This window comes from Camelimonas lactis, assembly GCF_004342915.1.
GTDB lineage: Bacteria > Pseudomonadota > Alphaproteobacteria > Rhizobiales > Beijerinckiaceae > Camelimonas > Camelimonas lactis.
The window spans coordinates 371,943-398,649 of record NZ_SLWL01000001.1 but is presented as its reverse complement, the minus strand read 5'-3'; the positions used below and the strand labels follow the sequence as shown (position 1 = coordinate 398,649).

Genomic DNA, 26,707 nt, shown 5'->3' with positions numbered 1-26,707 from the left:
TCACTGCCGCAAATCCTGCGGGCCGCGCCAGCGACCCATCATCGGTTCCGTCATCCGCAAAGCCGGACTGGCGCGTTCACGCCATCAGAGCGCAATACGTTTCAACAATGCGTTTAATTGAATCGCATCGCCGCTTTAACTTCCTGATGCTGCATGGTTGTTCACGAATAAACGGCGTCCATTTACGCGCATCATGCGCGGAGCATTTCCGGTCAAACCAGACGCACCGGAAATGCCCTGTCTCTTTGGTTCAATGCATTCCATTCACAAAAAAGCTGTCAATTTTCCTCGATAATGCGCTGGCGCATCAAGAGTTCGCCTACAAACAAAATGGGATGAGCACCCTGTAGCCCTGGGTGCATTTATCCAGACACTCCTTGTCTCCGCCACAGACCAGACGCTTGGCGCGCTCCCCACCAGACGACGCGCCAGAAGACGCGCCCCGCGTCGTCGCGGCGTTCGCAACGCCGAAGCCGGCAAGCATCGCACCTGCGAGCGCCGCTATAAACAAATGCCGGGACCCAAACATGTTCATATCCCTTCATGTATTCATTGCTATAAACAACCAAATAAACACACATGCTTATCTGGTTGAATGACTATCAAAACCGAATTTTGGCAATTTTGTGTCAACTTGGTCCGAAAAGTAAAATTGAAAAACACCCAACAACATGTAGATCGACAACTAATCTATGCGAAAATAAAATTGAACGACCCGATCGACGGCGGCATGCAATCCCCGGGCAACCGGCTGAACAAACAGTCCCTCATCCCGACCAACTGCCGCCGCCAGATTTGGGGATAATTCTGCTTCTGCCGCCGTCATCCTGGGCCATTGACCTGGAGCCGATGCGTTCAGAGTGAAACGCATCAACGTCCTGTCCTCACGGTATCGCATGGCTTTTCCCGAACAGGCGGCGCCCGCCCATTCGCATCATACGCCAGGAGATCGCCTTGCCGATTGGCCCGGCATGGCCGCGGCAGCCTCAGGGCGCCGCGCCTCCAGATTCGGGAACGGCCACCCATGCTTCGCCTTCCAGAACCCCGCGTCCATCGGCCACACATTCGCAAAACAGCCGCACGCGCTGGCGCGCCGGAACCAGCTCCACCACCTCGACGGCGGCGGTCACCACGTCGCCAATCCGCACCGGCGCCAGGAATTGCAGGGTCTGCGACAGGTAGACGGAACCCGGCCCCGGCAGCCGCGTGCCGATCAGCGCCGAGATCATGCCGGCCGTGAACATGCCATGGGCGATGCGCTGGCCGAACAGCGACTGGGACGCGAAGGCTTCGTCCAGCAACAGGGGGTTGCGGTCGCCGGTAATGGCGGCGAAGTCGCTGATGTGCGTCTCCATGATGGTGCGCATCAGCGTTTCGCGCATGCCCAGTCGCAGGTCGTCAAACGCATAGGCCTGCAATGCCGATCCCATGACGCCTCCAGTCCCCCGCCCATCTTGCGCCGGTAAAATAACGCCCGCCCGCGGCCGCCGCCCCAGCCAGGACCAGGGCCGGCAGCCAGAGTGCCGTTGAAGCCCGGCGCGGCCAATTGGACTTTGGTCACGCCGCAACGACCCTGGGCCCACAACCACAAGGAAAAATTGCCGGAAACCCGGCGCCCTCACCAGCGCAGGTGGTCGATGAGCGCCGTGGGGCGCACGCGCTGGCGCAACGCCCATTCGTTCACGGACGCCGGCGTCAGCTTGCCGGGCGTCATCACTTCGTGCGCGTGAATGCCCCGCGCCACGAACAGCACGTCAATGCCGGCCGCGACCGCGCCGGCCACGTCCGTATGGATCGAATCGCCGATGGCGAGAATGCGGTCGTGCGCGATGGTCGCGTCCTTCAGGCGCTCGCCCATGTCGAAGGCGGCTGCGTAGATGGGACCGTGCGGCTTGCCGGCGTAGAGCACCCGGCCGCCCATCTGCTCATACAGCGCGGCGACGGCGCCGGCGCAGGGAATCAGCTGGTCGCCGCGTTCGACCACCAGGTCGGGATTGGCGCAGATCATCTCCACATCGCGCGCCACCAGGCTTTCCAGGGTGGCGCGATAGGTTTCGGCTGTCTCGGTTTCATCATCGAACAGGCCGGTGCAGACGACATAACCGGCCTCGTCCACGGACACGAAATTCGCGCCAAGTCCCTCGAAGATCGGGCGATCCCGCCCCGGCCCGATCATAAACACCGGCAGGCTGGCCCGTTCGGCGATGGCGCCGCGGGTGATGTCGCCCGAGGTGACGATGGCGTCCCAGGCGTCACGGGGCGCGCCCAGCCGGTCGAGCATGTCGCGCACCAGGTGGAACGGGCGCGGCGCGTTGGACACCAGCACCACAATGCCGCCGCCCGCGCGGAACCGGGCCAGCGCCGCGCAGGAATCAGCGAAGGCCGAAACGCCATTGTGAATGACGCCCCAGATGTCGCAGACCAGCAGATCCTTGCCGACAGCAAGCTCCGACAGACCCCTGACCAGTTGAACGCCGGCGCCCGCCGACCCCTGCGTTGCGTTCATCCGCATGCCTTTCCTGATGGCGGCGCCCATCGGCCGCCCGAACACGCCCGGATTCGGGACCGGCCCCATGGCCGGCGCGGCCCCTTATGGCCAGGCATTGCCGCAACAACAAGACGCCGCGCCCGACGACGCGCTATAGTGCCGCCGATCATCCGGTCAGCAACGCGGCCTGCCAGGCAACCGGCCCCGCCGCGCAGGAGGCGACATGAACGAGCATACCCCGCACGCCGCCCGAACCCAGGCCGCCAGTCACGCCGCCAGCCAGGCGCCCAATGATCTCGACGCCTTCTGGATGCCGTTCACCGCCAACCGCGCCTTCCGGGCGCGTCCCCGGCTCATCGCCGGCGCCGAAGGCATGCATTATGTCACGGTGGACGGCCGCCGTATTCTCGACGGCGCCGCCGGCCTGTGGTGCAGCAACGCCGGCCATGGCCGCGAGCCCATCGTCCGGGCCATCCAGGCCCAGGCGGCGCAACTGGATTTCTCGCCCACCTTCCAGTACGGCCACCCCGCCGCCTTTACCCTGGCCAGCCGCCTCGCCGAACTGGCCCCTGGCGATCTCAACCACGTGTTCTTCGCCAACTCCGGCTCGGAGGCGGCCGATACGGCGCTGAAAATCGCCATCGCCTACTGGCAGGCCCGGGGCAAGGCCACCAAAACGCGGCTGATCGGTCGCGAGCGCGGCTATCACGGCGTCGGCTTCGGCGGCATTTCCGTTGGCGGCATCTCCGGCAACCGCAAGAGCTTCGGGACGCTGCTGGCCGGCGTCGATCATTTGCCGCACACCTACAACCGGGCCGAGCAGGCCTTCACCCATGGCCAGCCGGCGTGGGGCGCGCATCTGGCCGACGAGCTGGAGCGGCTGGTCGCCCTGCACGACGCCTCCACCATCGCCGCCGTCATTGTCGAGCCCATGGCGGGCTCCACCGGCGTGCTGCCGCCGCCCCAGGGCTATCTGGAACGCCTGCGCGCCCTGTGCGACCGCCACGACATCCTGCTGATCTTCGATGAGGTCATCACCGGTTTCGGCCGTCTCGGCGCGCCCTTCGCGGCTGAACGGTTCGGCGTCACTCCGGACATGCTGACCTTCGCCAAGGGCGTCACGTCAGGAACCGTGCCCATGGGCGGCGTCATCGCCCGCGCCGGCGTGTTCGAGGCCTTCATGCAGGGGCCGCCGCACATGATCGAACTGTTCCATGGCTACACCTATTCCGCCCATCCGCTGGCCTGCGCCGCCGGCCTCGCCGCCCTCGACCTGTATCGCGACGAGGACCTGTTCGCCCGCGCCCGGAAGATGGAGAAGGCGTTTGGCGACGCGGTGCAGGCGCTGAAGGGGCTGCCGGGGGTGCTGGACATCCGCAACATCGGCCTGGCGGCCGGCATCGACCTGGCGCCGGCGAAGGACGACGCCGGCAAGGATGCGCCCGGCAAACGCGGCCTCGCCGCCATCGAAAGCGGCTTCCACGATCATGATGTGCTGCTGCGCGTCGGCGGCGACACCATCGCCCTGTCGCCGCCGCTGATCGCCAGCGAAGACGACATCGCCGCGCTGGTCGACAGGGTGGCCGGCGTCATTACGGCGACAGCGTGAGCCAGCCATGGCCCATGTCCAGCACCGCCTGACCCTGGCCACCAAAGGCCAGGGCTTTTACGAATTCACGGGCGAAGCCGCCGCTTTCGTCCGCGAGACATCGGCCAGCCGCAACCTGTCCTTCGGCCTGCTCACCCTGTTCTGCCGCCACACCTCGGCGTCACTGCTCATCCAGGAGAACGCCGACCCGGACGTGCAGACCGACCTGCTGACTTTTTTCCGGCATATCGCGCCGGAAGGGCGCGGACTTTACGTGCATGACAGCGAAGGCCCGGACGACATGCCCGCCCACATCCGCGCGGCGCTGACCCAGACGCACCTGTCGATCCCGGTGGCGGACGGGCGGATGCTGCTCGGAACCTGGCAGGGCGTCTATCTGTTCGAACACCGCCGCGCCCCACACCGGCGCGAAATCGTGTTGCACCTCAGCGGCGACTGATTCGGGGCGGCGTGCTTCGCCTCCCTCACCGCCGGATCTGGCGGCTGATGCGCTGGAGGGCGTCGGCAAGCTCCACGTTCTCGCAGGTGATGACATGATCGACCACCCCATCGGCCAGCGCCTGAACATGGCGGCACAGCCGGCCGAACCGCCCGGCCGGGCAATCGCAGGAGGTGCGCGCCCCCGCCTCCATGGCCACCCGCACCCGCCAGGCGTCGCCACGGCTGCCGCGCACGGTGATCACCGGATGGCCGCGCCCGCCGGCCAGCCTGTCGGTGCGCGATTTGCGGCCCGGGGTGAAGGCCGGCGTGGCTGACCCACGACGCGGCGAACGCGCCCGCGCCGGTTCAAACGCCGCATCGCCGACCTTGTCCAGCGCCGCCAGGGCGATCTGGGCGCAGGCGAACGCATCCTCCCCCGCGTGATGATGCTGGAAGCTGACGCCGAGAAATTCGCTGACCAGGTTCAGGCGATGGCCGGGCAGCTCAGGCCAGGCCCGCCGCGCCATTTGCAGCGAACAGGCAAAGCGGAACTGCGGCGAGGGCATGCGATAGCGCGCCAGCATCGCCGCCAGCACGGCGCTGTCAAAAGCGGCGTTGTGGGCGATGAACAGCCGGTCGCCGACATCATCGGCAAAGCCGCGCCAGATGTCGGGAAACTCAGGCTCGTCCGCCACATCCTCCGGCCAGATGCCATGCACCTGGATGTTGAACGGCTGAAACCGCATCTCCGGCGGGCGGATCAGCCGGTATTCACGCCGCGTCACCGCCCCGTCGTCGATCCAGGCGAGGCCGAGGGCGCAGGCGCTGTCCCGGCGCTCATTGGCGGTTTCAAAGTCGATGGCGACGGCTTTCATGGCGTCAAACCTGTCCTTTGCCCGCGAAATCCGGCGGCAGGGTCGCCAGCCATTCGGCTTCGCTCATCACCGCCACGCCCAGCTTCTGCGCCTCGGCCAGCTTGGAGCCGGCGCCCGGCCCGGCCACCACCAGATCGGTGCTGCGGCTGACCGAGCTGGCGACGCGGGCGCCAAGCCGCACGGCGGTGGCCTTGGCCTCTGATCGGGTCATGTGCTCCAGCGTCCCGGTGAACACCAGGGTCTTGCCGGCGATGGACGAGCTGGCGGCGGCGGCGATCTCCAGCGGCTTCGGCGTTGTCTGGGTCAGCAGATCCTCGACGGCGGCGCGGCTGTGTTCGTCGGAGAAGAAGTCGAGCAACGCGTCGAGCGCCACCGGCCCCACGTCCTGCAACCCGGCCATCTCCGTCCAGGCCGGCCCGGGCTGGTGCGCCGCCGCCTCCTGCAGCGCGGCGTAAAGCGCTTCGCCATCGCCATATTCAGCCAGCATGGCGTCCACGGCCTTCTTGTTCAGGCCGGCGGCCTTGAGGCTGCCGGCCGGCGCCCGGCGCAGGGCTTCCATGGGCAGGCCGCCCTCGCCCGCCATCTGCAACAGCCGCTGCTGCGAAGTCGGGCCAACGCCTTCCACCGCCTGCAACCGGTGCAGCGCCAGGCCCGGCCGGCCGGCGATGGCTTCATCGATGCGGGCGAGCAGCGCCGCCATGGAGCCATATTTGCGCGCCAGCGCCCGGCTGGTCGCCTCGCCGATGTGGCGGACGCCAAGGGCGAACAGGAACCGGTCGAGCGGCGGCGCGCGCCGCGCATCGATCGCCTCCAGCAATTTGTCGACGGATTTGTACTCAGGCGCGGTTTTCGCCTTGCGCGCCGCGGGCCTGTCGCCCTCCCCCGCATCGGCCTCATCGCCATTCCGCTTCGCCGACAGCTCCTGGCGGCGGCGAAACTCCGCCGCCTTCACCGCCTCGCCGTCGAGGCGGAAAATATCCGCCGGGCTGTGGACCATGTCCTCGTCGAACAGCATGTCGATCTGCTTCTCGCCGAGGCCATCGATATCCATGGCGTTGCGCGAAACGAAATGTTTCAGCCGCTGCCGCGCCTGGGCCGGGCAGATCAGGCCGCCGGTGCAGCGCCGCACCACGTCCTGCCTGCCGGTGCGCGGGTTGATCTCCCGCACCGCGTGGCTGCCGCAGGCCGGGCAATGGTCAGGGAAAACGAACGGCGTCGCACCGGCCGGCCGCTTGTCCAGCACCACGCCGACCACTTGGGGAATCACGTCGCCGGCGCGCTGCACCGCCACCGTATCGCCAATGCGCACGTCCTTGCGGACGATCTCGTCCTCATTGTGCAGGGTGGCGTTGGAAACCACGACGCCGCCCACCGTCACCGGCTGCAATTTCGCCACCGGCGTCAGCGCCCCGGTGCGGCCTACCTGGATGTCGATATCGTGCAGCACGGTGGTCGCCCGTTCCGCCGGGAACTTGTGGGCGATGGCCCAGCGCGGCGAACGGGCCACGAAGCCAAGCCGGCGCTGCATCGCCAGATCGTTGACCTTGTAGACCACGCCGTCGATGTCGTAGCCGAGCGTGGCGCGCTGCGCCTCGATATCGCGGTAATGCGCCAGCAGGTCGGCGGCGCCGTCGCAAACCACGGTCAACGGATTGACCGGCAGGCCCCAGCGCGCAAATGCGTCGATCACGCCCATCTGCGTGCTCGCCGGCAGCACGGGCGCCTCGCCCCACGCATAGGCGAAAAACGCCAGCGGCCGGCTGGCGGTGATCGCCGGATCCTTCTGGCGCAGCGAACCGGCGGCGGCGTTGCGCGGATTGGCGAACACCGGCCGCCCCGCCGCCTGCTGCCGTTCGTTCAGCGCCGCGAAATCGGCGTGACGCATGTAGATTTCGCCACGCACCTCGAACACCGCCGGCATGTCGTCAGCGGTGATGCCATGGGGAATGCCGGCGATGGTCCGCACATTGGCGGTGACGTCCTCGCCCTCCTCGCCGTCGCCGCGCGTGGCGGCGCTGACCAGTTCGCCCTGCTCGTAACGCAGGTTGATCGACAGGCCGTCGATTTTCGGCTCGGCGGTGACATGCAGCGGCGCGTCGTCGGCAAGACCAAGGAACCGCCGCACCCGGCCGACGAAATCCTCCACGTCGGCGTCGCTGAAAGCGTTGCCCAGCGACAGCATCGGCACGGCGTGGCGCACCTTGCTGAACGTATCCGACGGCGCGGCGCCAACCTTCTCCGACAGGCTTTCGGCCGTGCGCAACTCTGGAAAACGCGCCTCGATCGCCTCATAACGGCGACGCAGGGCGTCGTATTCGGCGTCGGAAATCTCCGGTGCGTCGTTGCGATAGTACAGCGCGTCGTGGCGGGCGATCTCCGCCCCCAGCGCGGCGTGCTCCTCGCCGGCCGCGATCAGATCGAGCCCGTCCACAGGCGGCGCGCCGGCAGGGCGCGCATCGGTCGGTTGTCTGGCCATGTCCTGCCTCGCGCAAATTGTCTGTGGCGTCCCCGCCGGCGCGTCTCCACGCTTCCGCGCTTCCACGCCAGCCGCCGCCTTGTACCCGGCGAAGCCAGCCATCGCAAAACCCGCGCCGCGCAGCGCCCCACGCCGCATCATGTCTGAACGCCCCAGCGTCGGCGCCCAACCATGCCCAAGCTCCGGAAACAGGCGCCCGAAACGCCTGCCCGTTGCCTCAGCCCGCCCCGTCGAGCAGGCGGGCGGCGGCGGCGCGGGCTTCTTCCGTGATGGTCGAGCCCGCCAGCATGCGGGCGATTTCCTCCTGGCGGCGGCGCGCCTCCAGCGCCGCCACGCGGGTGGCGATGGCGCCGGTTTTCGCCACCGGCTCCTTGGCGATCAGGTAATGGTGCCCCGCCCGGGCGGCGACCTGCGGCGCATGGGTGACGCAGATAACCTGCACCTTGCCGGCCAGCCGCGCCAGCCGCTGGCCGATGGCGTCGGCCACGGCGCCGCCGACGCCGGTGTCGATCTCGTCGAACACCAGGGTCGGCGCTGAGCCCCTGTCGGCCAGCACCACCTTCAGGGCCAGCATGAACCGCGACAGCTCGCCGCCAGACGCCACCTTCATCAGCGGCCCGGGCCGCGCCCCGGGGTTGGTCTGCACCACGAACGACACCCGGTCGAAACCGTCGGGCCCGCGCGCCTCCGGGTCGCTGTCCACCTCGGTGATGAACCTCGCCCGCTCCAGCTTCAGCGGCGGCAACTCCGCCGACACCGCCTTGTCCAGCGCCGTCGCGGCCTTGCGGCGGCCATCGGACAGCTTGCGCGCGGCGGCGACATAGTCGGCCTCGGCCTGGGCCACCGCGGCGCCCAGCGCGTCCAGATGCTTCTCGCCGGCGTCGAGATTGTCCAGCTCCGCCTCGAAACGGGCCAGCACCGCCGGCAGGTCGTCCGCCGCCACATTATACTTGCGGCTGGCGGCGCGCAGGGCGAACAGCCGCTCCTCGGTCTGCTCCAGCTCACGCGGATCGAATTCGGCGTCGGCCAGGCTCTGCTCCAGCACGCCGGCCGCGTCCTCCAGCGCCACCAGCGCCGCGTCGAGGGCGCGGATGCCCGGCTCGACCAGCTGCGGCGCCTGGTCAGCCCGCCGCTCAAGCCGCCGCATGGCGCCGGAGAGCACGGGAACCGGCGAGGCGTGGCCGGAGAGCGCCTGATGCGCCTCGTTCAGCTCCGCCACCACCTTTTCCGCCTGCATCATTGCCTGGCGCCGGGCGGCGAGCTGTTCTTCCTCGCCCGTCTCGGGCCCCAGCTTGCCCAGTTCCTCCACCGCATGGCGCAGGAAGTCCGCCTCCTTGCGGGCCGCTTCGATGGCGGCGAGACGCGCGGCGCGCTCCTCTTCGGCGGCGCGCAGCCGGCGCGCGGCGTCGGCCACCCGGGCCGCCTGGCTGGCGAGGCCACCAAAGGCGTCGAGAATCGCCCGATGCGACGCCGGGTCCATCAACGCCCGGTCGTCGTGCTGTCCATGAATTTCGACGAGTTCCTGCCCGACCGCACGCAGGATCTGCACGCTCACCGGCTGGTCATTGATGAACGCGCGCGTGCGCCCGTCCGCCATTTGCAGGCGACGCAGGATGAGATCACCGTCGACCTCCAGCTGCTGCGCCGCTGCGGCGGCGCGCGCCGGATGCGCGAGGGGAAGATCGAACGCCGCCGTCACCTGCCCCTGGGCCTGCCCGTGCCGGACGAGGCCGCCGTCGCCCCGCCCGCCAAGGGCGAGCGAAAAGGCGTCGAGCAGAATGGACTTGCCAGCGCCCGTCTCACCCGTCAGCACGCTCAGACCCGATGCGAAGGTCAGGTCAAGCCGGTCGATCAGGACAATGTCTCGGACCGACAGCTGGGCGAGCATGACGCGTCAGTTCAGGCTGATGGCCTTGCCGAAAGCCTGGCTGATCCACGAGCCCTTGTCCTCGCGCGGCGCAAGGCCGCCCTTGGTCAGCAGGGTGTGGGCGTCCTTGTACCACGGGCTGTCGGGGAAGTTATGGCCCAGCACGGCGGCGGCGGTCTGCGCTTCGTTGACGATGCCCATGGCCATATAGGCCTCGACCAGACGCTCAAGCGCCTCTTCGACGTGGCGGGTCGTCTGGTAACGGCTGATCACCACGCGGAAGCGGTTGATGGCCGCGCCGTAGTTGCGACGGTTCAGATAATAGCGGCCGACTTCCATCTCCTTGCCGGCGAGCTGGTCGCGGATGACCTGGATCTTCCACTTCGAGTCCTTGACGTACTCGGAGTTCGGATAGCGGGTCACAAGATCGTTGAGGGCCTGGCCGGCCTTCTCCGCCTGCTCCTGGTCGCGCGACACATCCGGCGCCATGGAGTAATGCGACATGGCCAGAAGATACTGGGCGTAGGCGGCGTCCTTGTCGGACGGATACAGGGTGACGTAGCGTTTCGCCGAGCCGATGGCGTCGTCATAGGCGCCGGCTTCATAGTTGGCGTAGGCCGACATCAGCAGCGCCTGCTTGGCGTAGGCCGAATGCGGATGGATCTTGATGACCTCATCGAACTTCTTCGCCGCGCCAACGAAATTGCCGTTGGCCGCGCGGGCAAGGCCATCGTTGTAAAGCTGGTCCGGCGGCGTATCGACCACCTTCTCCGGCTTGTACTTCTCGTCAGCGAACGGGTTGAACTTGTCGAGGCCCTCGCTGCAAGCAGCCAGGCTTGTGACGGCGACGGCGGCGAGCAAGACCCGAGCGCTCACCATGGAAGCTGCCCTGAACGAATATCCGAGACGCATGCCGCGACGTTCCCTTCAGCCATTTTCCGCGCCGGCCCGGCGCGTCTGGCCCGGCGATCACCAGCCGGAGCCATCTGTTACCTGTACAACGCCCGCTGGGCGACATGGGCATAGCCGCCTGGCTACGCGTTCTGCCAACGCTTTTATCCTGAACTCGCTGGCCACGCCAACCCCGCGCGCCCCTCGCCATTGCGAATTCGCGGGACATGACGCGCCGACGTGGCGCCGGCGCCGCGCCGCCCCTCCCCGCCAGCCAGCGGCAGGCCGGAATAACGGCCGTCCCCAGCGAGGTTGGAACCGGGCGCCAGACCGAACATGTCCGGCAAGCGCAAAAAAAAAACCGGGTCAGATCGAGCCCGCCCGGAACGGCGCAGACGATGCGGGCCAGCCCCGACAGCGAAACGTCGCTCCGGCCAGCGCCCGACAGTCCACTGTTTCCGAGAGATGCGCCGCTTCTGAGAGATGCGCCGCGCAACCGGCAACCGGAAGAATCCCCGGTTGCGGCGCGTCAGTTGATGGTCGGCGCGAAGGCGGCGGCGGCGACGGCTGCTTCCGCATGGCCCACCTCACGGCGCGGCGCGGTGTCGATGATCGCGTAATTGGCGCGATCGGCGAACAACGCCTCCAGCATCATGAAGTTGAGGCGGTGACCGCCGCAGAACGAATGATAGGCGCCAAGAATCTGGCCGCCGGCCAGCGACAGGTCGCCCACCGCGTCGAGAATCTTGTGACGGACGAACTCGTCCGGCCAGCGCGTGCCTTCCGGGTTGAGCACGCCGTCGTCGCCAAGGGCCACCGTGTTGTCCAGCGAGGCGCCGCGCGCGAAACCGGCTTTCCACAGCGCTTCGACGTCGCGCATGAAGCCAAACGTGCGGGCGCGGGAAATCTCGCGGCGATAGGCGGCCGGCGACAGATCGAACACCATGCGCTGGCGACCAATGACCGCCGTGTCGAAATCGATCTCGACATCGAGGCGGAAACCCCGCTCGTAGGGGCGCATTTCGGCGAAGGCGCGGCCCATCTCGACGCGCACCGGACGCAGCACGCGGATGACGCGGCGGAAAGCCGCCTGCTCGACGACGCCAACCTGCTCGATCGCGTCAACATATTCGGCGGCGCTGCCGTCGAGAATCGGAACCTCTGGGCCGTCGATCTCGATGCACACGTTATCGACGCCAAGACCGGCGAGCGCGGACATCACATGTTCGATGGTGGCGACGGAGCCAGTTTCCTCATCCCCGATCACGGTGCAGAGCGCGGTGGCCGAAACAGCCAGGTGCCGCGCCTCGAGAAGACGCTCGTGGCCGTTGGCCAGGTTGGTGCGGAGGAAGGTCACGCCGTTGAAGGCCGGGGCCGGATGCAGGGTCATCCGGACAGGCTGCCCGCCATGCACGCCGTTACCGGTGATGACGATGGGGGAGCGAAGCGTGGTTTGCCGGCTGGCTTTCATCTGGCGTTCCTGACTTCCGGTCGCTGCGGGGGCGCCGCGCCGGCGTCTGTCCGTTGCTGTCTGCCATCAGGGCGCCGTTGGGGCAGCAGCGCTGCCGGAACCCTGTTTTCTGAGCAGGAACATAGTCCGGCGCCCTGCATCGGCCAAATCACGCTTTCTTACGTTCTGTTACGAAAAACATCGGATGTGAACGATGCCTATCCAATTGATTAACAAAAGGTTTTCAAAACGCCGCGACCCCGGCCAGGGCCGGGGTCGCAATCATTGTTAACAGCCTGTTACAGCCGTGCTCACGTCAGGTCAAATCAGTTCGCCTGACGACGCAGGAAGGCCGGAATCTCGAGCTGGTCATCTTCGAAGCCACGCCCCTGCGGCGCCGGGGCCGGCTGCTCCGGGCGATGCTGCGGCGCCGGAGCCGGACGGCGACCGTATTCGGCGTGCACCGGCGAGGGGTTCTCGGCGGCCGGATGGCGCGGAGCCTGGGGGGCCGGCGCGGCGTGCGGCGCGGCGTGGTGCGGCGCGGCGTGATGCTCTTCGCGACGGCCAAGACCGACCGATGCGATGCGCTGCAGCAGCGACATGCGGCGCGTCTCGTGCTCCGGCTCGTACTCATGCTCCGGGCGGTTGGCGCGCAGCTGGTTCTGGGCCGGCAGCGGCAGTTCATCAACGCGCGGCATGCGGGCCGGGCGAACGACGCGTTCGGCCTGTGGCGGGATGAAGTGGTTCTGGTGCAGCTCGGCCTCGGGAGCGTGCGGCTGCGCCATCTGCGGCTGCGGCTGCGGAGCCTGCGGCTGGGCCATCTGCGGCTGGGCCATCCTGGGCGCCGGCGCGGCCGGGCGAACCACGGGCGCCGGCTGCGGAGCCGGGGCCGCCGCGACAGGCGCCTGAACCGGGGCGGGAGCCGGCTGCGACGCGGCGACGGCCTGGACCGGCGCCGGGGCGGCGACGTCCGCGGCCGGGGCGACGGCCTCGACCGGCGCGACCGGAGCGGCGACCGGCGGCACCGGCGCGAAGGCTGCGGCGGCCTCGGAGGCCGGAGCCGGCGCAGTGACCGTGGAGCGGATCGACGGCGGCGCCTGGTTGGCGCGCATGCGGGCTTCCGTGCGCAGACGCTCGGCGACCTCGGCGATCTTCTTTTCGGTGGCGACGATGTCGGCGTCCTCGGAGATCGCGGCCGGCTCGATGCCGGTGGCCACGACGGAGACGCGGATCAGGCCTTCCATCGACTGGTCGAAGGTGGCGCCCAGGATGATGTTGGCTTCCGGATCGACCTCCTCGCGGATGCGGGTCGCCGCCTCGTCAACTTCATACAGGGTCAGGTCGGGGCCGCCGGTGATCGAAATCAGCAGACCGCGCGCGCCCTTCATCGAAACGTCGTCGAGCAGCGGGTTGGCGATGGCGGCTTCTGCGGCGTTGATCGCCCGCTTGTCGCCGGAAGCCTCGCCGGTGCCCATCATCGCCTTGCCCATGCCGCGCATGATCGAGCGCACGTCGGCGAAGTCGAGGTTGATCAGGCCCTCTTTCACCATCAGGTCGGTGATGCAGGCCACGCCGGAATACAGCACCTGGTCGGCCATCGCGAAGGCGTCGGCGAACGTGGTCTTTTCATTGGCCACGCGGAACAGGTTCTGGTTGGGGATGACGATCAGCGTATCGACGGCCTGCTGCAGCTCGGCGATGCCGGCCTCGGCGACGCGGGTGCGCCGCGAGCCCTCGAACTGGAACGGCTTGGTGACGACGCCGACGGTCAGGATGCCCAGATCACGGGCGGCGCGGGCGATGACCGGCGCCGCGCCGGTGCCGGTGCCGCCGCCCATGCCGGCGGTGATGAACACCATGTGCGCGCCGGAGAGCTGGTCACGGATCTCGTCGATCACCTCCTCGGCGGCGGCCCGGCCAACGTCTGGCTGGGAGCCGGCGCCCAGCCCTTCGGTCGCCTGGATGCCCATCTGGATGATGCGTTCGGCCCGCGCCGACGCCAGAGCCTGGGCGTCGGTGTTGGCGCAAACGAACTCCACGCCCTCAAGGCCTGCTTCGATCATGTTGTTGACGGCGTTGCCGCCGGCCCCGCCGACGCCAAACACCGTGATGTGGGGCTTCAGTTCGCGGATGTCCGGAACCTGCAGCTGGATCGCCATTTGAAATTGCCTCTTTCCAGAACGGCGCCGGCTGCGCGCCCCCTTCGGAATGTGAATGGTCTTCGGCCGCCGCACCGAAAACACGGATTCATCCTGAGATCCCACACCGGGGGGCGAATCAGCTGATTTGCCCGCAAGTGTCTGATTTGATTATTTTTTCAATCTCGAAGCAGGATTGGTAACCATAATCATGCTTCAGAAACTCTCTTTGATCCACCGTCCCACGCGCGCAAAATAGTTATCCGAGCCCGTTCTCGCGTAACTGTGGCTGGCGCGCGGCTCGAAATGTTCGACATGCGCGACCTGGGGATAAACCAGCAGCCCCACTGCCGCAGCGAAAGCCGGGCCCTTGGCTGCTTCTGGCAAACCTTTCACACCGAGGGGACGGCCGGTGCGCACCCGCGCCGGCGCGACCCCGGCCGAGAGAATGCGCCGGGCCGCGTCATGCATGCCGTTGAGCTGGCTGGCGCCGCCGGTGAGCACGATGCGGCGCGAGGCTTCCGCCCCCAGCCCCGCATGACGCAGGCGGTCGCGCACCAGTTCGAGAATTTCCTCGACGCGCGGCTGGATGATCCGCGTCAGCTGCGATTTCGGCGCGTGATTGGGAATGTCGCGCTCGAATTCATCCACCAGCGGCACGGCGATCAGTTCACGCTCGTCCGCCGGGGTCATCACCGTGGAGCCGTACAGGGTCTTCAGGCGTTCGGCCGCGGCGATGCGGGTGGACAGGCCGCGCGCCACGTCCATGGTGACGTGGTGGCCGCCGACCGCGATGGCGTCCGTGTGGACAATCGCGCCGCCCGCGAACACCGCGAAAGAGGTGGTGGAGCCGCCCATGTCGATAAGCGCAACCCCCATGTCCGCCTCATCGTCGACCAGGCAGGAAAGCCCCGAGGCGTAGGGCGTGGACACCACGGCCTCCACGTCCAGATGGCAGCGCTCAACCGCGAGCATCAGGTTGCGCGCAGCGGAGGCGTCCGCCGAAACGATGTGCATGTTGACGCCGAGGCGCTGGCCGAGCAGCCCGCCCGGATCGACGACGCCGCCCTGTCCGTCAACGGCGAAACCCGTCGGCAGGGTGTGCAGCACGGCGCGTCCCTGGCGCATGCCCTGCTGGGCCGCCGCCGAGAGCGCCCGCTCCACGTCGCGCAGCCCCACGGAGCCGCCGCGCACATCGACTTCGGCGCTCTGCTTCAACGAGCCGAGGCGGCCGCCCGTGAGATTGACGATGACCGACTGCACCTCGACGCGGGCCATGCGCTCGGCGGCGTCCACCGCATGGCGGATCGACTGCTCGACCGCCTCCAGGTTGACGACGGCGCCGCCCTTCAGGCCAGCGGAGCGTGTGTGGCCGATGCCGAGCACACGCGCGATATGGGTGCGCCCTGGCAACGCTTCGCCGTCCGCCACCGGCTTCAGCTCGGCGATGATGCAGACGATCTTGGAGGTGCCGACGTCCAGCACCGACAGGGTCATGCTGCGACGCGCCGACAGCGGCTTCATCCGGGGGGTGATGATATGGTGGTTCACAGGACGACGCCCCCCTTCTGTTTCGCCTTGTTCTTCAACATGTCCGCCCGGGCGGCGGCGGCCTCCACGCTCTGGCGGGCGATGACGCGATCGGGAACGCGCATGTCCACCAGCAGGATGTCCTTTTCGAGAATCCGGCTTTCCCGCTCGAAAATGGCGAGCCGGGCCAGGGCCTCGCGGGCGGCTTCCCCCGACGGCAGCTTCACCCGCACGCGGTTGTCCATGGTCAGGGTCCAGTTTTCGCCGGCTTCCAGCGAGCCGGCGCGGATGCGCTCGCGCAACGGGCCGGCGGCGTCGAGCAGCGCGGCGTATTCGCCGGCGCGCAGATTGGCGCCCTCCCCCACCACGAACGGCAGGCGCGCGAAACGCATGTCGGTGACGCGGTCGATCGGCGTGCCGTCAGCGGCGACCACGAACAGCTCGCCGTTCTTCTGCCACAGGGCCGCCGGCTTGCGCTCGGTGATGGTGATCGACAGTTCGTCCGGGTAGAGCTTGCGCACCGCTGCTTCCTTCACCAGCGGCAGCTTTTCCAGCGCCTCGCGCACGGCGGTGACGTCAAGAAACAGCAGCGAGGTGCGATCGGTGACGCCGGCGGCCTTCAGCGCCTCCTCCTGGCGCAACTCCACCAGGCCGGAGATCTGCACCCGGTCGACCCCGAGGCCCACCGCGCGGGCAATGGCGTCGCGCGGTTCGCCCCAGGCTTCCCGGAAGGCGACGTCATTGCCGCCCATGTAATAGCCGCCGACGCCGACCAGCGTCATGAAGCCGAACAGCAGCACCGTGCCCGAGAAGCGGGGGATGCGGGCGCCCAGCGGCTTCGAAACGCCGCGGCGCGTCAGTTTGCGCAGGAATGGCAGGCGGTTGCGACGCAGGCCCGACAGCGCGTCGAGATCGACCGGAACCGTGCGGCCGTCGTGGCTCACCGCCATCGCCGACATGCCGGCGCCGGGCAGTCCCGACGTTACCGATCGCAGGAGGCGTCCTCCACCATCCATCGCATCAACTCACCGAAAGAGAACCCGGCGTAAGCCGCCATCTCGGGAACAAGGGACGTCTCGGTCATGCCTGGTTGCGTGTTGACTTCCAGGCAGATCAGATCCCCGGTTCCACCGGGCGTATCGTCCCACCGGAAGTCCGCGCGGCTTACGCCGCGGCAGCCGAGCGCCTGATGCGCCCTGAGGGACAACTCTTGTACAAGACGGTAAATATTTGGTTTAACGTCCGCCGGCAGGATGTGGGTGGAGCCGCCTTTGGCGTACTTTGACTCATAGTCGTAGAAGGCCTGGCCGCTGGTGCGGATGTCGATGACATCGAGCGCCCTGTCGCCCATCACGGCGCAGGTAAGCTCCCGTCCCGCCACGTATTTTTCCACCATCACCCGCTCGCCATAGGGCCAGTCCGGCCGCAGCAGCTCCTGGGAGGGATGCGACTGGCCTTCGCGGACGATGATCACGCCGAACGATGAGCCTTCAGCCACCGGCTTCACCACGTAGGGCGGCGGCAGCAGGTGGCCGGCGGCGGCCTCCTGGCGGGTCACCACCCGGTCTTCGGCCACCGGAATTCCGGCGGCGGCCAGCACCGTCTTGGCGCGGCCCTTGTCCATGGCGAGCGCCGACGCCAGCACGCCGGAGTGGGTGTAGGGAATGCGCAGGGTCTCCAGAACGCCCTGGATGACGCCATCCTCGCCGCCGCGCCCGTGCAGGGCGTTCAGCGCCACGTCGGGCTTCAGATCCGCCAGCCGCGCGCCGACATCATGGCCCACGTCGACGCGGGTGACGCGGAACCCCTCGCCTTCCAGCGCCGCCGCGCACGCCGCGCCCGAGCGCAGCGACACCTCGCGTTCGGCCGCCCAGCCGCCCATCAGAACCGCCACATGCCTCGTGTCCCGCGCTGTCATGTCCATGTTCCTTCCGGACGCCGCGGCGTCCTGACGCCAAATGTCCGGGTCTTGCAGGTGGCGCACGCGCCAGCAGCGCCACAACCCGGGTGCAGGGGATCGCAAGGCGGCTTCAGGAAAGCGGCGCCGCTTTCCCGCAAGAGCCTGCGTAACCCCAGATAATGCGGTCAGCCAGGCAGGAGCGCCCGGCCGACGCGGCGGATTTCCCATTCGAGCCGCACGCCGGAGTTTTCCAGCACGCGCCGGCGCACCTCCTCGCCCAGCTCCTCGATATCCGCGGCGCTGGCGCCGCCGTGATTGACGAGGAAATTGCAGTGCAGCTCCGACACCTGGGCGGCGCCGCGCCGCAGGCCGCGACAGCCGGCGGCGTCCACAAGTTCCCAGGCCTTGCGACCGGGCGGGTTCTTGAAGGTTGAGCCGCCGGTGCGGGTGTTCACCGGCTGGGAGGCGCTGCGCGCGTCGGTGATCTGCGCCATTTCGCGCGCAATCTCCGCCGGATCGCCGGGGCGTCCCTGAAACAGCGCCTGGGTGAAGATCACATCTTCGGCAACGTCGCTGTGGCGGTAGGAGAACCCCATGTCGGCGTGGCTGAACACGCGCAGCGCGCCGCTGCGGTCGACGCCGCGCGCCTCCACCAGCACGTCGGCGGTTTCCCCGCCATAGGCGCCGCCATTCATTCGCAAGGCGCCGCCGATGGCCCCGGGAATGCCGCGCATGAAACTGAGGCCGGCAATACCCGCTTTGGCGGCGACATTGGCCACCTTGACGTCGGGCGCGCCAGCGCCGGCGCTGACGCGGTGGCCATCCAGCGCCGCGATGGCGGCGAACGGTTTGCCCAGCCGGATGACAACGCCGCCAAAGCCGCCGTCACGCACCAGCAGATTGGAGCCGAGCCCAACCACCAGCACCGGAACCGGCGCCGGCAGCTGGCGCAGGAAGCTGGCCAGGTCATCCGCATCCGCCGGCGTGAACAGCACGTCGGCGGGTCCACCGGCGCGGAACCACGACAGCGGCGCCATCGGCGCGTTCGCCTCCAGGTCGCCGCGAATGCCGTCAAGGCCGGCGACGATATCCGCAACCGGATTGCCGCTGATGGCGCTCATTGCCTTCTCCTGGCAGGTCATTTGTCGTGCAGGACGTTTCTCACACGCAGGAAGCGTCAGCCCGCGCCCAGTTGCTCCGGCAGGGCGTAAGCCCACTGGCTGATGCTGCCGGCGCCAAGGCACACCACGTAGTCGCCCGGCTTCGCCAGCTCCTTCACCACGCCGGCCAGTTCTTCCGGCCCGGCGATGGCGACGACCTTGCGGTGGCCGCGCGCCTTCAGGCCGTCGACCAGATCCTGCTGCTCCGCGCCCGCAATCGGCTGTTCGCCCGCCGCATAGACGGGGGCGACCACCACGGCGTCGGCGTCGTTGAAGCAGGTGCAGAAATCATTGAACAGCGCCGCCAGCCGCGTGTAGCGGTGCGGCTGCACCACGGCGATCACCTGCCCCTCGGTGGAGGCGCGGGCGGCGCGCAGCACCGCGGCGATCTCCACCGGATGGTGGCCATAGTCGTCGAACACGGCGACGCCGTTCCATTCGCCGGTGCGGGTGAAGCGCCGCTTGACGCCGCCAAAGCCGGCGAGGCCCTTGCGGATCAGGTCCGGCGTCACGCCCAGCTCCAGCGCCACGGCGATGGCCGCGGTGGCGTTCAGGGCGTTGTGCAGGCCCGGCATGGGCATGTCGAGGTCCGGGATCAGCAGCTCGTCGCCACCCTTGGGACCGCGCACCTGCACCGAGAAGCGGCAGCGGCCGCCGCGCAGGTCCACGTCGATCAGGCGCACGTCGGCCTGGGGGTTCTCGCCATAGGTGATGACGCGCCGGTCAAGGGCATGGCCAACCAGATCCTGCACCGCCGGATGGTCGATGCACATCACGCCAAAACCATAAAACGGCAGATTGTCGATGAAGGAGCGGAACGCCTGCTTCACCGCGTCATAGGTCTTGAAGTGGTCAAGGTGCTCGGGGTCGATATTGGTCACCACGGCGACGTCGGCCGGCAGCTTGAGGAAGGTGCCGTCGGACTCGTCCGCCTCCACCACCATCCAGTCGCCGGCGCCAAGCCGGGCGTTGGTGCCATAGGCGTTGATGATGCCGCCATTGATCACCGTGGGATCGAAATTGGCGGCGTCGAGCAGGGTCGCCACCAGCGAGGTGGTCGTGGTCTTGCCATGGGTGCCGGCAATGGCGACGCAGGTCTTCAGCCGCATCAGCTCGGCCAGCATCTCGGCGCGGCGCACCACGGGAATGCGCGCCTCGCGCGCCGCCTTCAGCTCCGGGTTATCCGGCTTGATGGCGGTGGAGATCACCACGACGCCGGCGTCGCCCACGTGGGCCGCGTCATGGCCGACGAAGGTGCGCACACCAAGCCCGGCGAGGCGCTTCACATTGGCGTTCTCGCTGGCGTCCGAGCCCTGCACGCGATAGCCGAGATTGTGCAGCACTTCAGCAATGCCGGACATGCCGATGCCGCCGATGCCGATGAAGTGGATGGGGCCGATCTCGCGCGGCAGTTTCATCAGTGCTCTCCAGTTGGGACCCGGCGCCTCAACGGCGACGCCCGTCCTGCCAATTGTTATGGGCCGGCGCTTCAGGCCGTGAGGCCGCCGACCTGCATCACCAGATCGGCCAGCCGGCTGGCCGCGTCGGGAATACCGGCCCCACGCGCCGCGTCCGCCGCCGCCGTCAGCAGCGAAGGATCGGCCAGCCGGGCGGCGATCTCGTCGTGCAGACGCGTGGCGGTGAATTCGGGCTGGGGTATGACCACGGCGGCGCCAATGGCCGACAGGGTGGCGGCGTTGGCGGCCTGGTCCTGGTCCAGCGAACCGGGCAACGGCACGAGGATCGACGGCCGGCCAATCACTCCAAGCTCCGCCACCGTGGACGCGCCGGAGCGCGCCACCACCAGATGGCTGGCGGCGATCTTGGCCGGCAGGTCGCTGAAGAACGGCTCCACCGTGGCGTCCACGTCCATGCCGGCGTAACGGGCGCGCACGCGCTCCAGATCCTCCGGACGCGCCTGTTGGGTCACGTGCAATCGCGCCCGCTGCGCCGGCGACAGCAGCGCCACGGCGGCCGGAACAATATCGCTCATCACCCGGGCGCCCTGGCTGCCGCCGAAAGCCAGCAGCCGCAAGGTTCCGCCAGCTGCGAAGGCTGGCATCGGCGTTTTCGCCGCCTCCAGCACCGCCGGCCGCACCGGGTTGCCCACATGGTGCATGCGTCCGCGCACGCTGTCCGGCACGCCGCCCACCTCGGCGAAGCCGGTGGCCAGGGCCGTCACATGGCCGGCCAGAAATTTGTTGGCGCGCCCCAGCACGGCGTTCTGCTCATGAATGATGCTACGTGCCCCCGCCGAGGCCGCCGCCATCAGCGGCGGCACGCTGGGATAGCCGCCGAAGCCGACCACCACGGCCGGCCGCAGCTCCTTGCGCATCAGCCCCCGCGCCCGCCAGAAACCGCGCGCCAGGGTCAGCGCCGCTTTGGCCATCACCGGCAGGGATTTGCGCGACGGGGTGGCGGAAGGGATCTCATAGATCTTTTCCGCCGGAAATTCCGCCACGTGGCCAGTGACGCGGCTGTCCGTGGCCAGCGCCACGCTGAGGCCGCGCGCGTTCAGCTCGCGGGCCAGCGCCTCGGCGGGAAACAGGTGGCCGCCGGTGCCGCCGGCGGCGAGAAGGATAACGGGACGGGCGCTCATGTCAGGCGTCACTGCGGTGGAGGGGGGAAATCCGGTCGTACAGGGGCGCGGTCGGGCGCTTGCGGGTCACGGCGATGAGGAAGCCCATGCCGAGCGCCAGCGAGATCAGCGACGAGCCGCCATAGCTGATGAACGGCAGGGTCATGCCTTTCGCCGGCATCAGATGCACGTTCACCGCCATGTTGATGCAGGCCTGGATGCCGAACAGCAGCACCAGCCCCACGGCCGCGAAACGGCAGAACGGATCCTCCAGCCGCCGCGCCAGCACCAGGCCGCGCAGCACGATCAGCATGAACAGCAGCACCAGCACGATGCAGGCGATGACGCCGAGCTCCTCGCCGGTGACCGCGAAGATGAAGTCCGTGTGCGCGTCGGGCAGGATGCGCTTCACCGTGCCCTCGCCTGGCCCCTTGCCGAACCAGCCTCCCTGGTAAAACGACTCCAGCGCTGTATCCACCTGGAAGGTGTCGCCGGAGGACTTGTCCATGAAGCGTTCGACGCGGGCGCGTACGTGCGGCACGAAGGTGTAAGCGATGATGATGCCGAGGCCGCCGACGCCGGCAAGCCCGATCATCCACATCATGTGCAGGCCGGCGACGAAGAACAGCCCGGCCCAGACGATGGTGATCAGCATGGTCTGGCCGAAATCCGGCTGCAGGATCAGCGGAATGATCGTCGCCGGCAGGATCAGGATGGCCAGCAGCGTGCCGGGAGCGTCGCGCCGGTGCGAACCTTCCGAGAAGGCCCAGGCGGCGAGGATGACGAAGGCCGGCTTGACGAATTCGGACGGCTGCAGCGTGACGCTGCCGATGTTCAGCCAGCGGTGCGCGCCCTTCACCTCAGGCCCGAACTGCAACGCCGCGAACACCAGCAGCATCGAAACCAGATAAATGAACAGCGCCAGGCGCCGCACATGGCGCGGCGACAGGAATGAGGTGGCCACCAGCACGATCAGCGCCGGCGCCAGAAAAAACACCTGGCGATTGACGAAGTGGAAGGTGCTGAGACCAAGCCGCTCGGCCACCGGCGGGCCGCCGGCCATCAGCAGCACCAGACCGCTGACCATGACGGCTCCGAGCGCGACCAGCAGAACCCGGTCGACGGTCCACCACCACTGCCCCAGATAGGTGCGTTCGGCGCGCGACGCCATGGACGTGTCTTTCTGTTCCGGCGCATGCGACGGACGGCCCCGGCCATCCGCGCCACATGCCGCTCAATGCGAAACCGCGCCCTGGCCCCCTCCCCGCGCCTCACGGCCCGGGAACGGCGTCAGCCCGGATGGGCCGCCAGCCACGCGGCGACGAGGCGCCGGAAATGATCGCCCCGCGCCTCGAAATTCGGATACTGGTCGAAGGACGCGCAGGCGGGCGACAACAGCACCACCGCCTCCGGCAAACCGGAGGCGACGGCGTCGTCCGCGGCCGCGGCAAGCGCCTGGTCAAGGGCGCCGCAGCGGGCGTATTCGACTTTCCCGTCGAGGGTCGCGGCGAATGATTCGGTTGCTTCGCCGATGAGATAGGCTTTGCTGATCCTGGCAAACAAACCGTTAAGAGCAGCGATGCCGCCCACCTTGGGCTTGCCGCCGGCGATCCAGAACACGCCGGAGGGAAACGCCGCCAGCGCCTTTTCCACCGAATCGGCGTTGGTGGCCTTGGAATCATTGATGAACACCACATGGCCGCGCCGCGCCAGCTGCTCCATGCGGTGGGCGAGCCCCGGGAACGTGGCGAGCCCGGCGGCGATCACCGCCAGATCGACGCCAAGGGCGGCGACGGCGGCGCTGGCGGCCAGGGCGTTCTGGGCGTTGTGGCGGCCGCGCAACGACGACGATCCGGCGAGGTCAGCGAAGACCACGCCATGGCGCAGCAGCTGCGTCCCCTCGCACGACCAGCCGTCCGCTTCCGGCGCGTCGCTGCGCACCCGTTCGACCGGCTTGCCGGCCGCCTCCAGCCTGGCGGCTACGGCGCGGGTCCAGTCGTCCTCCACGGCGATCACCGCCGTGCCGGCGCCGGCGACCAGGCGTTCCTTCACCGCCGCGTAACGGGTCATGTCGCCATGGCGGTCGAGATGATCCGGCGTCACGTTGAGGAAAACGCCGACCGTCGGGTTGAGCGACGGCGCCAGATCGATCTGGTAGGAGGAGCACTCCACCACATGCACGCGCCCCATGTCCGGCGGCGGCAGCGACAGGATCGCCGTGCCGATATTGCCGCCGAGCGCCACCTCGCGGCCGGCGTGGGTCAGCAGGTGGGCGATCAGCGCCGTGGTGGTGGATTTGCCGTTGGTGCCGGTGATGGCGATGAACGGCGCCTGAGGCGCGCGCGCCGCGCGCTCCCGGCAGAACAGCTCGATGTCGCCGATGACGGGGACGCCCGCCGCCTGCGCCAGCTTCACCGTCCAGTGTGGCTCCGGGTGGGTGAGCGGCACGCCCGGCGACAGGATCAGGGCGGCGAAGTTTTTCCAGTCGGCGTCACGCAGATCGGCGACGGAAACCCCCGCAGCCTCCGCCCGCTCGCGCGAGGCGGCGTTGTCGTCGAAGGCGGTGACGTCGGCCCCGCCGGCCAGCAGGGCGCGGGCGGTGGCGAGCCCCGAGCCGCCGAGGCCGAACAGCGCCACGGCGCGGCCGGCGAACGTCGCGACAGGCGTCATCACATCCTGGTTCGTGTTCATGGAAGAATGCGCCTCAACGCAGCTTGAGCGAAGACAGGCCGACCAGCGCCAGCACCACGGCGATGATCCAGAAGCGGATCACCACCTGCGGCTCCGTCCAGCCCAGCTGTTCGAAATGGTGGTGGATCGGCGCCATCTTGAACACGCGCTTGCCGGTGAGCTTGAACGACGCCACCTGGATGATGACCGACAGGGCCTCCAGCACGAACAGGCCGCCGATGATCGCCAGCACGATCTCATGCTTGGCGGCCACCGCCATGGCGCCGAGCAGGCCGCCGAGAGCCAGCGAACCGGTGTCGCCCATGAATATCTGCGCCGGCGGGGCGTTGAACCACAGGAAGCCGATGCCGGCGCCGATCAGCGCGCCGCAGATCACCGCCATCTCGCCGGAGCCGGGCACGAAATTGATCTGCAGGTAATCGGCGAACTTCACGTTGCCGACCAGATAGACGATCAGGCCGAAGGCGGCGGCGGCGATCATCACCGGCACGATGGCGAGACCGTCGAGGCCGTCGGTGAGATTGACGGCGTTGCCGGCGGCGACGACTACGAAGGCGCCGAAAACGATGAAGAACCAGCCGAGGTCCAGCATCACGTCCTTGGTGAAGGGGATGGCCAGCGCGGTCGCCATGTGCGCCGTCGCGCCGCCGCCGGCGTTGCGCTCCACCGTGACGATGGCGAAGCAGGCGGAGGCGGCGATAATGAACTCAATGGCGAGGCGCGCCTTGCCGGAGAGCCCGGCGTGGCTCTGCTTGGTCACCTTCAGGTAGTCGTCATAGAAGCCGATGGCGCCGAAGCCGACCGTGACCAGCAGCACGATCCAGACGTAAGGATTGGCGAGGTTCGCCCACAGCAGCGTGGAGACGATGACCCCGGAGAGGATCATCAGGCCGCCCATGGTCGGCGTGCCCTTCTTCGACAGGTGCGACAGCGGCCCGTCGGTGCGGATCGGCTGCCCCTTGCCCTGGCGGATGCGCAGGCTGGCGATGATCGCCGGGCCAAACATGAACACGAAAAACAGTCCGGTGGCGATGGCCCCGCCGGTGCGGAAGGTGATGTAACGAAACACATTCAGGGCGCTGAACGACGTCGAAAAGTCGGCGAGCCAGTACAACATGGGTAAAGCTTTCTTCTGTTCAGTCCCTGGAGGAGCCAGCGGCCGGGAACCGCGCCTTCAGCGCCGTCACGATGCGCGAAATCCGGGTGCTGTTGGAGCCCTTTACCATCACCACGTCGCCGGCGTGAACGGCTGCGACAATGGCGTCCTCCAGCCCGGCGGGCGCGTCGCAATGCAGCGCCCGGCGCGCTGGCGGCAGCGCCTGCCACAGCGCCTGCATCATCGGGCCGGCGGCATAGACCAGATCAATGTCATGCGCCTCAAGGTCGGCGGCGAGGCCGGCGTGCAGCGCCGCCCCCTGCGCGCCCAGCTCCAGCATGTCGGCCAGCACGGCGATGCGGCGCCCGCGCGGCCCCGGCTCCACCTTGCCCAGCGCCGCGATGGCGGCGCGCATCGACGCCGGATTGGCGTTGTAGCTTTCATCGATCAGCAGGAAATCACCACCGTGGGCGGCAAGGCGCGTGCGCTCGCCGCGCCCCTGCGGCGCGCTCATCTGGCCGAGCGCCAGGGCGGCCAGGGCGACGTCCGCGCCCAGCGCCTGCGCCGCCGCGAGCACGCCGAGGCTGTTGACGACCATATGGTGGCCAGGCGCGCCGACGCGCCAGGTCGCCGGGTCGCCAAAAACGCTGGCCTCGACAATGGACAGGTCCGGCTGGAGAATCTCCCGGGTCAGGCGCACGTCCGCGCCGGCGGCCTCGCCAAACGTCAGGATGCGCGCCGCGCCAGCCCGCTCCGCCAGGGCGCGCAGACGCGGCGCGTGCGGGTTGTCGGCGTTGATGATGGCGGCGCCGTCCGGCTCCAGCCCCTCAAAAATCTCACCCTTGGCGTCGGCGATGGCCTCGACGGAGGGAAAGAATTCCAGATGCACCGGCGCCACGGTGGTGACGATCGCCACATGCGGCCGCACCATGGCGGTCAGGGCGCGGATTTCGCCGGGCGCGCTCATACCGATTTCGAACACGCCAAATTCCGTCTCGCGCGGCATGCGGGTCAGGGTCAGCGGCACGCCCCAATGGTTGTTGTAGCTGGCGACCGAGGCATGGGTCCGGCCCTGGCCCGCCAGCGCCAGCCGCAGCGCTTCCTTGGTGCTGGTTTTGCCCACCGAGCCGGTGACGGCGACGATGCGCGCCCGCGAACGCGCCCGGCTGGCCCGCCCGGCCGCCTCCAGACCGCCCAGCACGTCGGGCACAACCAGCAACGCGCCCCGGTCCGCGACCAGCGGCGCCAGCGCCGCGGCCTGCGCCTCGTCGATCACCGCAGCGGCGGCGCCCGCCTCCAGCGCGGCGGCGACAAACTCATGCCCATCGCGCGCAAGGCCGGTGATGGCGAAAAACGCATCGCCCGGCTGGAGGGTGCGCGTGTCGATCGACGCGCCGTCGATCGCGTCGGGCAGCGCGCCGATCACGCGGGCGCCCATCGCCTGACGCAGTTCCTCGCCGGTCCAGAGCGGCGATGCCTTCGATGTCATGCCCTGCATTCTCCAAGGAAGCGATGTGAAGCGGAGCGGATATGTGGCG

The 26,707-nt window shown here is 68.4% G+C and carries 20 protein-coding genes; 2 read left to right on the top strand and 18 right to left on the bottom strand.

Annotation, left to right across the window (positions count from 1 at the left end; genetic code table 11):
* Positions 1-986 precede the first annotated feature (986 nt).
* Positions 987-1,430 carry a MaoC family dehydratase gene (locus EV666_RS01725; protein ID WP_132002041.1) on the bottom strand — a complete coding sequence of 148 codons (444 nt, stop codon included), beginning with the start codon at positions 1,428-1,430 and terminating at the stop codon, positions 987-989.
* A gap of 188 nt (positions 1,431-1,618) precedes the next feature.
* On the bottom strand, positions 1,619-2,506 hold the full coding sequence (locus tag EV666_RS01720; RefSeq protein WP_132002038.1) for a TIGR01459 family HAD-type hydrolase: 888 nt from the start codon (positions 2,504-2,506) through the stop codon (positions 1,619-1,621).
* Between the two features lie 205 nt (positions 2,507-2,711).
* Here EV666_RS01720 and aptA point away from each other — a divergent pair, with 205 nt between their 5' ends.
* Both aptA and EV666_RS01710 read left to right on the top strand, forming a co-directional pair.
* The gene (gene aptA / locus EV666_RS01715) at positions 2,712-4,097 is read left to right on the top strand and encodes an omega-aminotransferase AptA (protein WP_132002035.1); all 1,386 of its coding nucleotides are present in this window, start codon (positions 2,712-2,714) and stop codon (positions 4,095-4,097) included.
* Positions 4,098-4,104: 7 nt separating this feature from the next.
* A complete protein-coding gene (locus EV666_RS01710) occupies positions 4,105-4,536 on the top strand; it encodes a secondary thiamine-phosphate synthase enzyme YjbQ (protein ID WP_132002032.1) in 432 nt (143 codons plus the stop codon).
* A gap of 25 nt (positions 4,537-4,561) precedes the next feature.
* Here EV666_RS01710 and EV666_RS01705 read toward each other — a convergent pair whose 3' ends face one another.
* From EV666_RS01705 to EV666_RS01630, 16 genes are all read right to left on the bottom strand, one after another.
* Positions 4,562-5,392 (bottom strand): 3'-5' exonuclease, encoded by an 831-nt coding sequence (locus EV666_RS01705; protein WP_132002029.1) that lies wholly within the window; start codon positions 5,390-5,392, stop codon positions 4,562-4,564.
* 4 nt (positions 5,393-5,396) lie between these two features.
* The gene (ligA, locus tag EV666_RS01700) at positions 5,397-7,868 is read right to left on the bottom strand and encodes an NAD-dependent DNA ligase LigA (protein ID WP_132002026.1); all 2,472 of its coding nucleotides are present in this window, start codon (positions 7,866-7,868) and stop codon (positions 5,397-5,399) included.
* Positions 7,869-8,085: 217 nt separating this feature from the next.
* Positions 8,086-9,756, bottom strand: a complete 1,671-nt coding sequence (gene recN / locus EV666_RS01695; protein WP_132002023.1) for a DNA repair protein RecN — start codon at positions 9,754-9,756, stop codon at positions 8,086-8,088.
* Between the two features lie 6 nt (positions 9,757-9,762).
* Positions 9,763-10,614 carry an outer membrane protein assembly factor BamD gene (locus EV666_RS01690; RefSeq protein ID WP_132002020.1) on the bottom strand — a complete coding sequence of 284 codons (852 nt, stop codon included), beginning with the start codon at positions 10,612-10,614 and terminating at the stop codon, positions 9,763-9,765.
* A gap of 541 nt (positions 10,615-11,155) precedes the next feature.
* Positions 11,156-12,097, bottom strand: a complete 942-nt coding sequence (gene lpxC / locus EV666_RS01685) for a UDP-3-O-acyl-N-acetylglucosamine deacetylase (RefSeq protein ID WP_132002017.1) — start codon at positions 12,095-12,097, stop codon at positions 11,156-11,158.
* Positions 12,098-12,402: 305 nt separating this feature from the next.
* The gene (ftsZ, locus tag EV666_RS01680; protein ID WP_132002014.1) at positions 12,403-14,235 is read right to left on the bottom strand and encodes a cell division protein FtsZ; all 1,833 of its coding nucleotides are present in this window, start codon (positions 14,233-14,235) and stop codon (positions 12,403-12,405) included.
* A 195-nt stretch (positions 14,236-14,430) separates the two neighbouring features.
* Positions 14,431-15,738 carry a cell division protein FtsA gene (gene ftsA / locus EV666_RS01675; RefSeq protein ID WP_132002782.1) on the bottom strand — a complete coding sequence of 436 codons (1,308 nt, stop codon included), beginning with the start codon at positions 15,736-15,738 and terminating at the stop codon, positions 14,431-14,433.
* Between the two features lie 23 nt (positions 15,739-15,761).
* The gene (locus EV666_RS01670; RefSeq protein WP_245514143.1) at positions 15,762-16,703 is read right to left on the bottom strand and encodes a cell division protein FtsQ/DivIB; all 942 of its coding nucleotides are present in this window, start codon (positions 16,701-16,703) and stop codon (positions 15,762-15,764) included.
* Positions 16,704-16,726: 23 nt separating this feature from the next.
* Positions 16,727-17,662, bottom strand: a complete 936-nt coding sequence (locus EV666_RS01665; protein ID WP_132002008.1) for a D-alanine--D-alanine ligase — start codon at positions 17,660-17,662, stop codon at positions 16,727-16,729.
* A gap of 167 nt (positions 17,663-17,829) precedes the next feature.
* Positions 17,830-18,765, bottom strand: a complete 936-nt coding sequence (gene murB / locus EV666_RS01660; RefSeq protein ID WP_132002005.1) for a UDP-N-acetylmuramate dehydrogenase — start codon at positions 18,763-18,765, stop codon at positions 17,830-17,832.
* Between the two features lie 56 nt (positions 18,766-18,821).
* Positions 18,822-20,222, bottom strand: a complete 1,401-nt coding sequence (gene murC / locus EV666_RS01655) for a UDP-N-acetylmuramate--L-alanine ligase (protein ID WP_132002002.1) — start codon at positions 20,220-20,222, stop codon at positions 18,822-18,824.
* A 71-nt stretch (positions 20,223-20,293) separates the two neighbouring features.
* Positions 20,294-21,403, bottom strand: a complete 1,110-nt coding sequence (locus EV666_RS01650) for a UDP-N-acetylglucosamine--N-acetylmuramyl-(pentapeptide) pyrophosphoryl-undecaprenol N-acetylglucosamine transferase (protein WP_132001999.1) — start codon at positions 21,401-21,403, stop codon at positions 20,294-20,296.
* A gap of 1 nt (position 21,404) precedes the next feature.
* Complete coding sequence (ftsW, locus tag EV666_RS01645) at positions 21,405-22,553, bottom strand: putative lipid II flippase FtsW (RefSeq protein ID WP_132001996.1); 1,149 nt, start codon at positions 22,551-22,553, stop codon at positions 21,405-21,407.
* A 119-nt stretch (positions 22,554-22,672) separates the two neighbouring features.
* Positions 22,673-24,052 (bottom strand): UDP-N-acetylmuramoyl-L-alanine--D-glutamate ligase, encoded by a 1,380-nt coding sequence (gene murD / locus EV666_RS01640; RefSeq protein WP_132002778.1) that lies wholly within the window; start codon positions 24,050-24,052, stop codon positions 22,673-22,675.
* Between the two features lie 34 nt (positions 24,053-24,086).
* Positions 24,087-25,190 (bottom strand): phospho-N-acetylmuramoyl-pentapeptide-transferase, encoded by a 1,104-nt coding sequence (gene mraY, locus EV666_RS01635; RefSeq protein WP_132001993.1) that lies wholly within the window; start codon positions 25,188-25,190, stop codon positions 24,087-24,089.
* 19 nt (positions 25,191-25,209) lie between these two features.
* Positions 25,210-26,667 (bottom strand): UDP-N-acetylmuramoylalanyl-D-glutamyl-2,6-diaminopimelate--D-alanyl-D-alanine ligase, encoded by a 1,458-nt coding sequence (locus tag EV666_RS01630; protein WP_132001990.1) that lies wholly within the window; start codon positions 26,665-26,667, stop codon positions 25,210-25,212.
* Positions 26,668-26,707: the final 40 nt, after the last annotated feature.

What these genes read in the sequence shown, in the direction of transcription:
- ligA (WP_132002026.1), bottom strand. Translation starts at nt 7,868, where the DNA reads ATGGCCAGACAACCGACCGATGCGCGCCCTGCCGGCGCGCCGCCTGTG.
- lpxC (WP_132002017.1), bottom strand. Translation starts at nt 12,097, where the DNA reads ATGAAAGCCAGCCGGCAAACCACGCTTCGCTCCCCCATCGTCATCACC.
- ftsW (WP_132001996.1), bottom strand. Translation starts at nt 22,553, where the DNA reads ATGGCGTCGCGCGCCGAACGCACCTATCTGGGGCAGTGGTGGTGGACC.
- murC (WP_132002002.1), bottom strand. Translation starts at nt 20,222, where the DNA reads ATGAAACTGCCGCGCGAGATCGGCCCCATCCACTTCATCGGCATCGGC.
- EV666_RS01720 (WP_132002038.1), bottom strand. Translation starts at nt 2,506, where the DNA reads ATGAACGCAACGCAGGGGTCGGCGGGCGCCGGCGTTCAACTGGTCAGG.
- EV666_RS01670 (WP_245514143.1), bottom strand. Translation starts at nt 16,703, where the DNA reads ATGTCGGCGATGGCGGTGAGCCACGACGGCCGCACGGTTCCGGTCGAT.
- recN (WP_132002023.1), bottom strand. Translation starts at nt 9,756, where the DNA reads ATGCTCGCCCAGCTGTCGGTCCGAGACATTGTCCTGATCGACCGGCTT.
- murB (WP_132002005.1), bottom strand. Translation starts at nt 18,765, where the DNA reads ATGAGCGCCATCAGCGGCAATCCGGTTGCGGATATCGTCGCCGGCCTT.
- aptA (WP_132002035.1), top strand. Translation starts at nt 2,712, where the DNA reads ATGAACGAGCATACCCCGCACGCCGCCCGAACCCAGGCCGCCAGTCAC.
- EV666_RS01690 (WP_132002020.1), bottom strand. Translation starts at nt 10,614, where the DNA reads ATGGTGAGCGCTCGGGTCTTGCTCGCCGCCGTCGCCGTCACAAGCCTG.
- EV666_RS01665 (WP_132002008.1), bottom strand. Translation starts at nt 17,662, where the DNA reads ATGACAGCGCGGGACACGAGGCATGTGGCGGTTCTGATGGGCGGCTGG.
- mraY (WP_132001993.1), bottom strand. Translation starts at nt 25,190, where the DNA reads ATGTTGTACTGGCTCGCCGACTTTTCGACGTCGTTCAGCGCCCTGAAT.
- EV666_RS01705 (WP_132002029.1), bottom strand. Translation starts at nt 5,392, where the DNA reads ATGAAAGCCGTCGCCATCGACTTTGAAACCGCCAATGAGCGCCGGGAC.
- ftsZ (WP_132002014.1), bottom strand. Translation starts at nt 14,235, where the DNA reads ATGGCGATCCAGCTGCAGGTTCCGGACATCCGCGAACTGAAGCCCCAC.
- EV666_RS01710 (WP_132002032.1), top strand. Translation starts at nt 4,105, where the DNA reads ATGGCCCATGTCCAGCACCGCCTGACCCTGGCCACCAAAGGCCAGGGC.
- EV666_RS01650 (WP_132001999.1), bottom strand. Translation starts at nt 21,403, where the DNA reads ATGAGCGCCCGTCCCGTTATCCTTCTCGCCGCCGGCGGCACCGGCGGC.
- murD (WP_132002778.1), bottom strand. Translation starts at nt 24,052, where the DNA reads ATGACGCCTGTCGCGACGTTCGCCGGCCGCGCCGTGGCGCTGTTCGGC.
- ftsA (WP_132002782.1), bottom strand. Translation starts at nt 15,738, where the DNA reads ATGAAGCCGCTGTCGGCGCGTCGCAGCATGACCCTGTCGGTGCTGGAC.
- EV666_RS01630 (WP_132001990.1), bottom strand. Translation starts at nt 26,667, where the DNA reads ATGCAGGGCATGACATCGAAGGCATCGCCGCTCTGGACCGGCGAGGAA.
- EV666_RS01725 (WP_132002041.1), bottom strand. Translation starts at nt 1,430, where the DNA reads ATGGGATCGGCATTGCAGGCCTATGCGTTTGACGACCTGCGACTGGGC.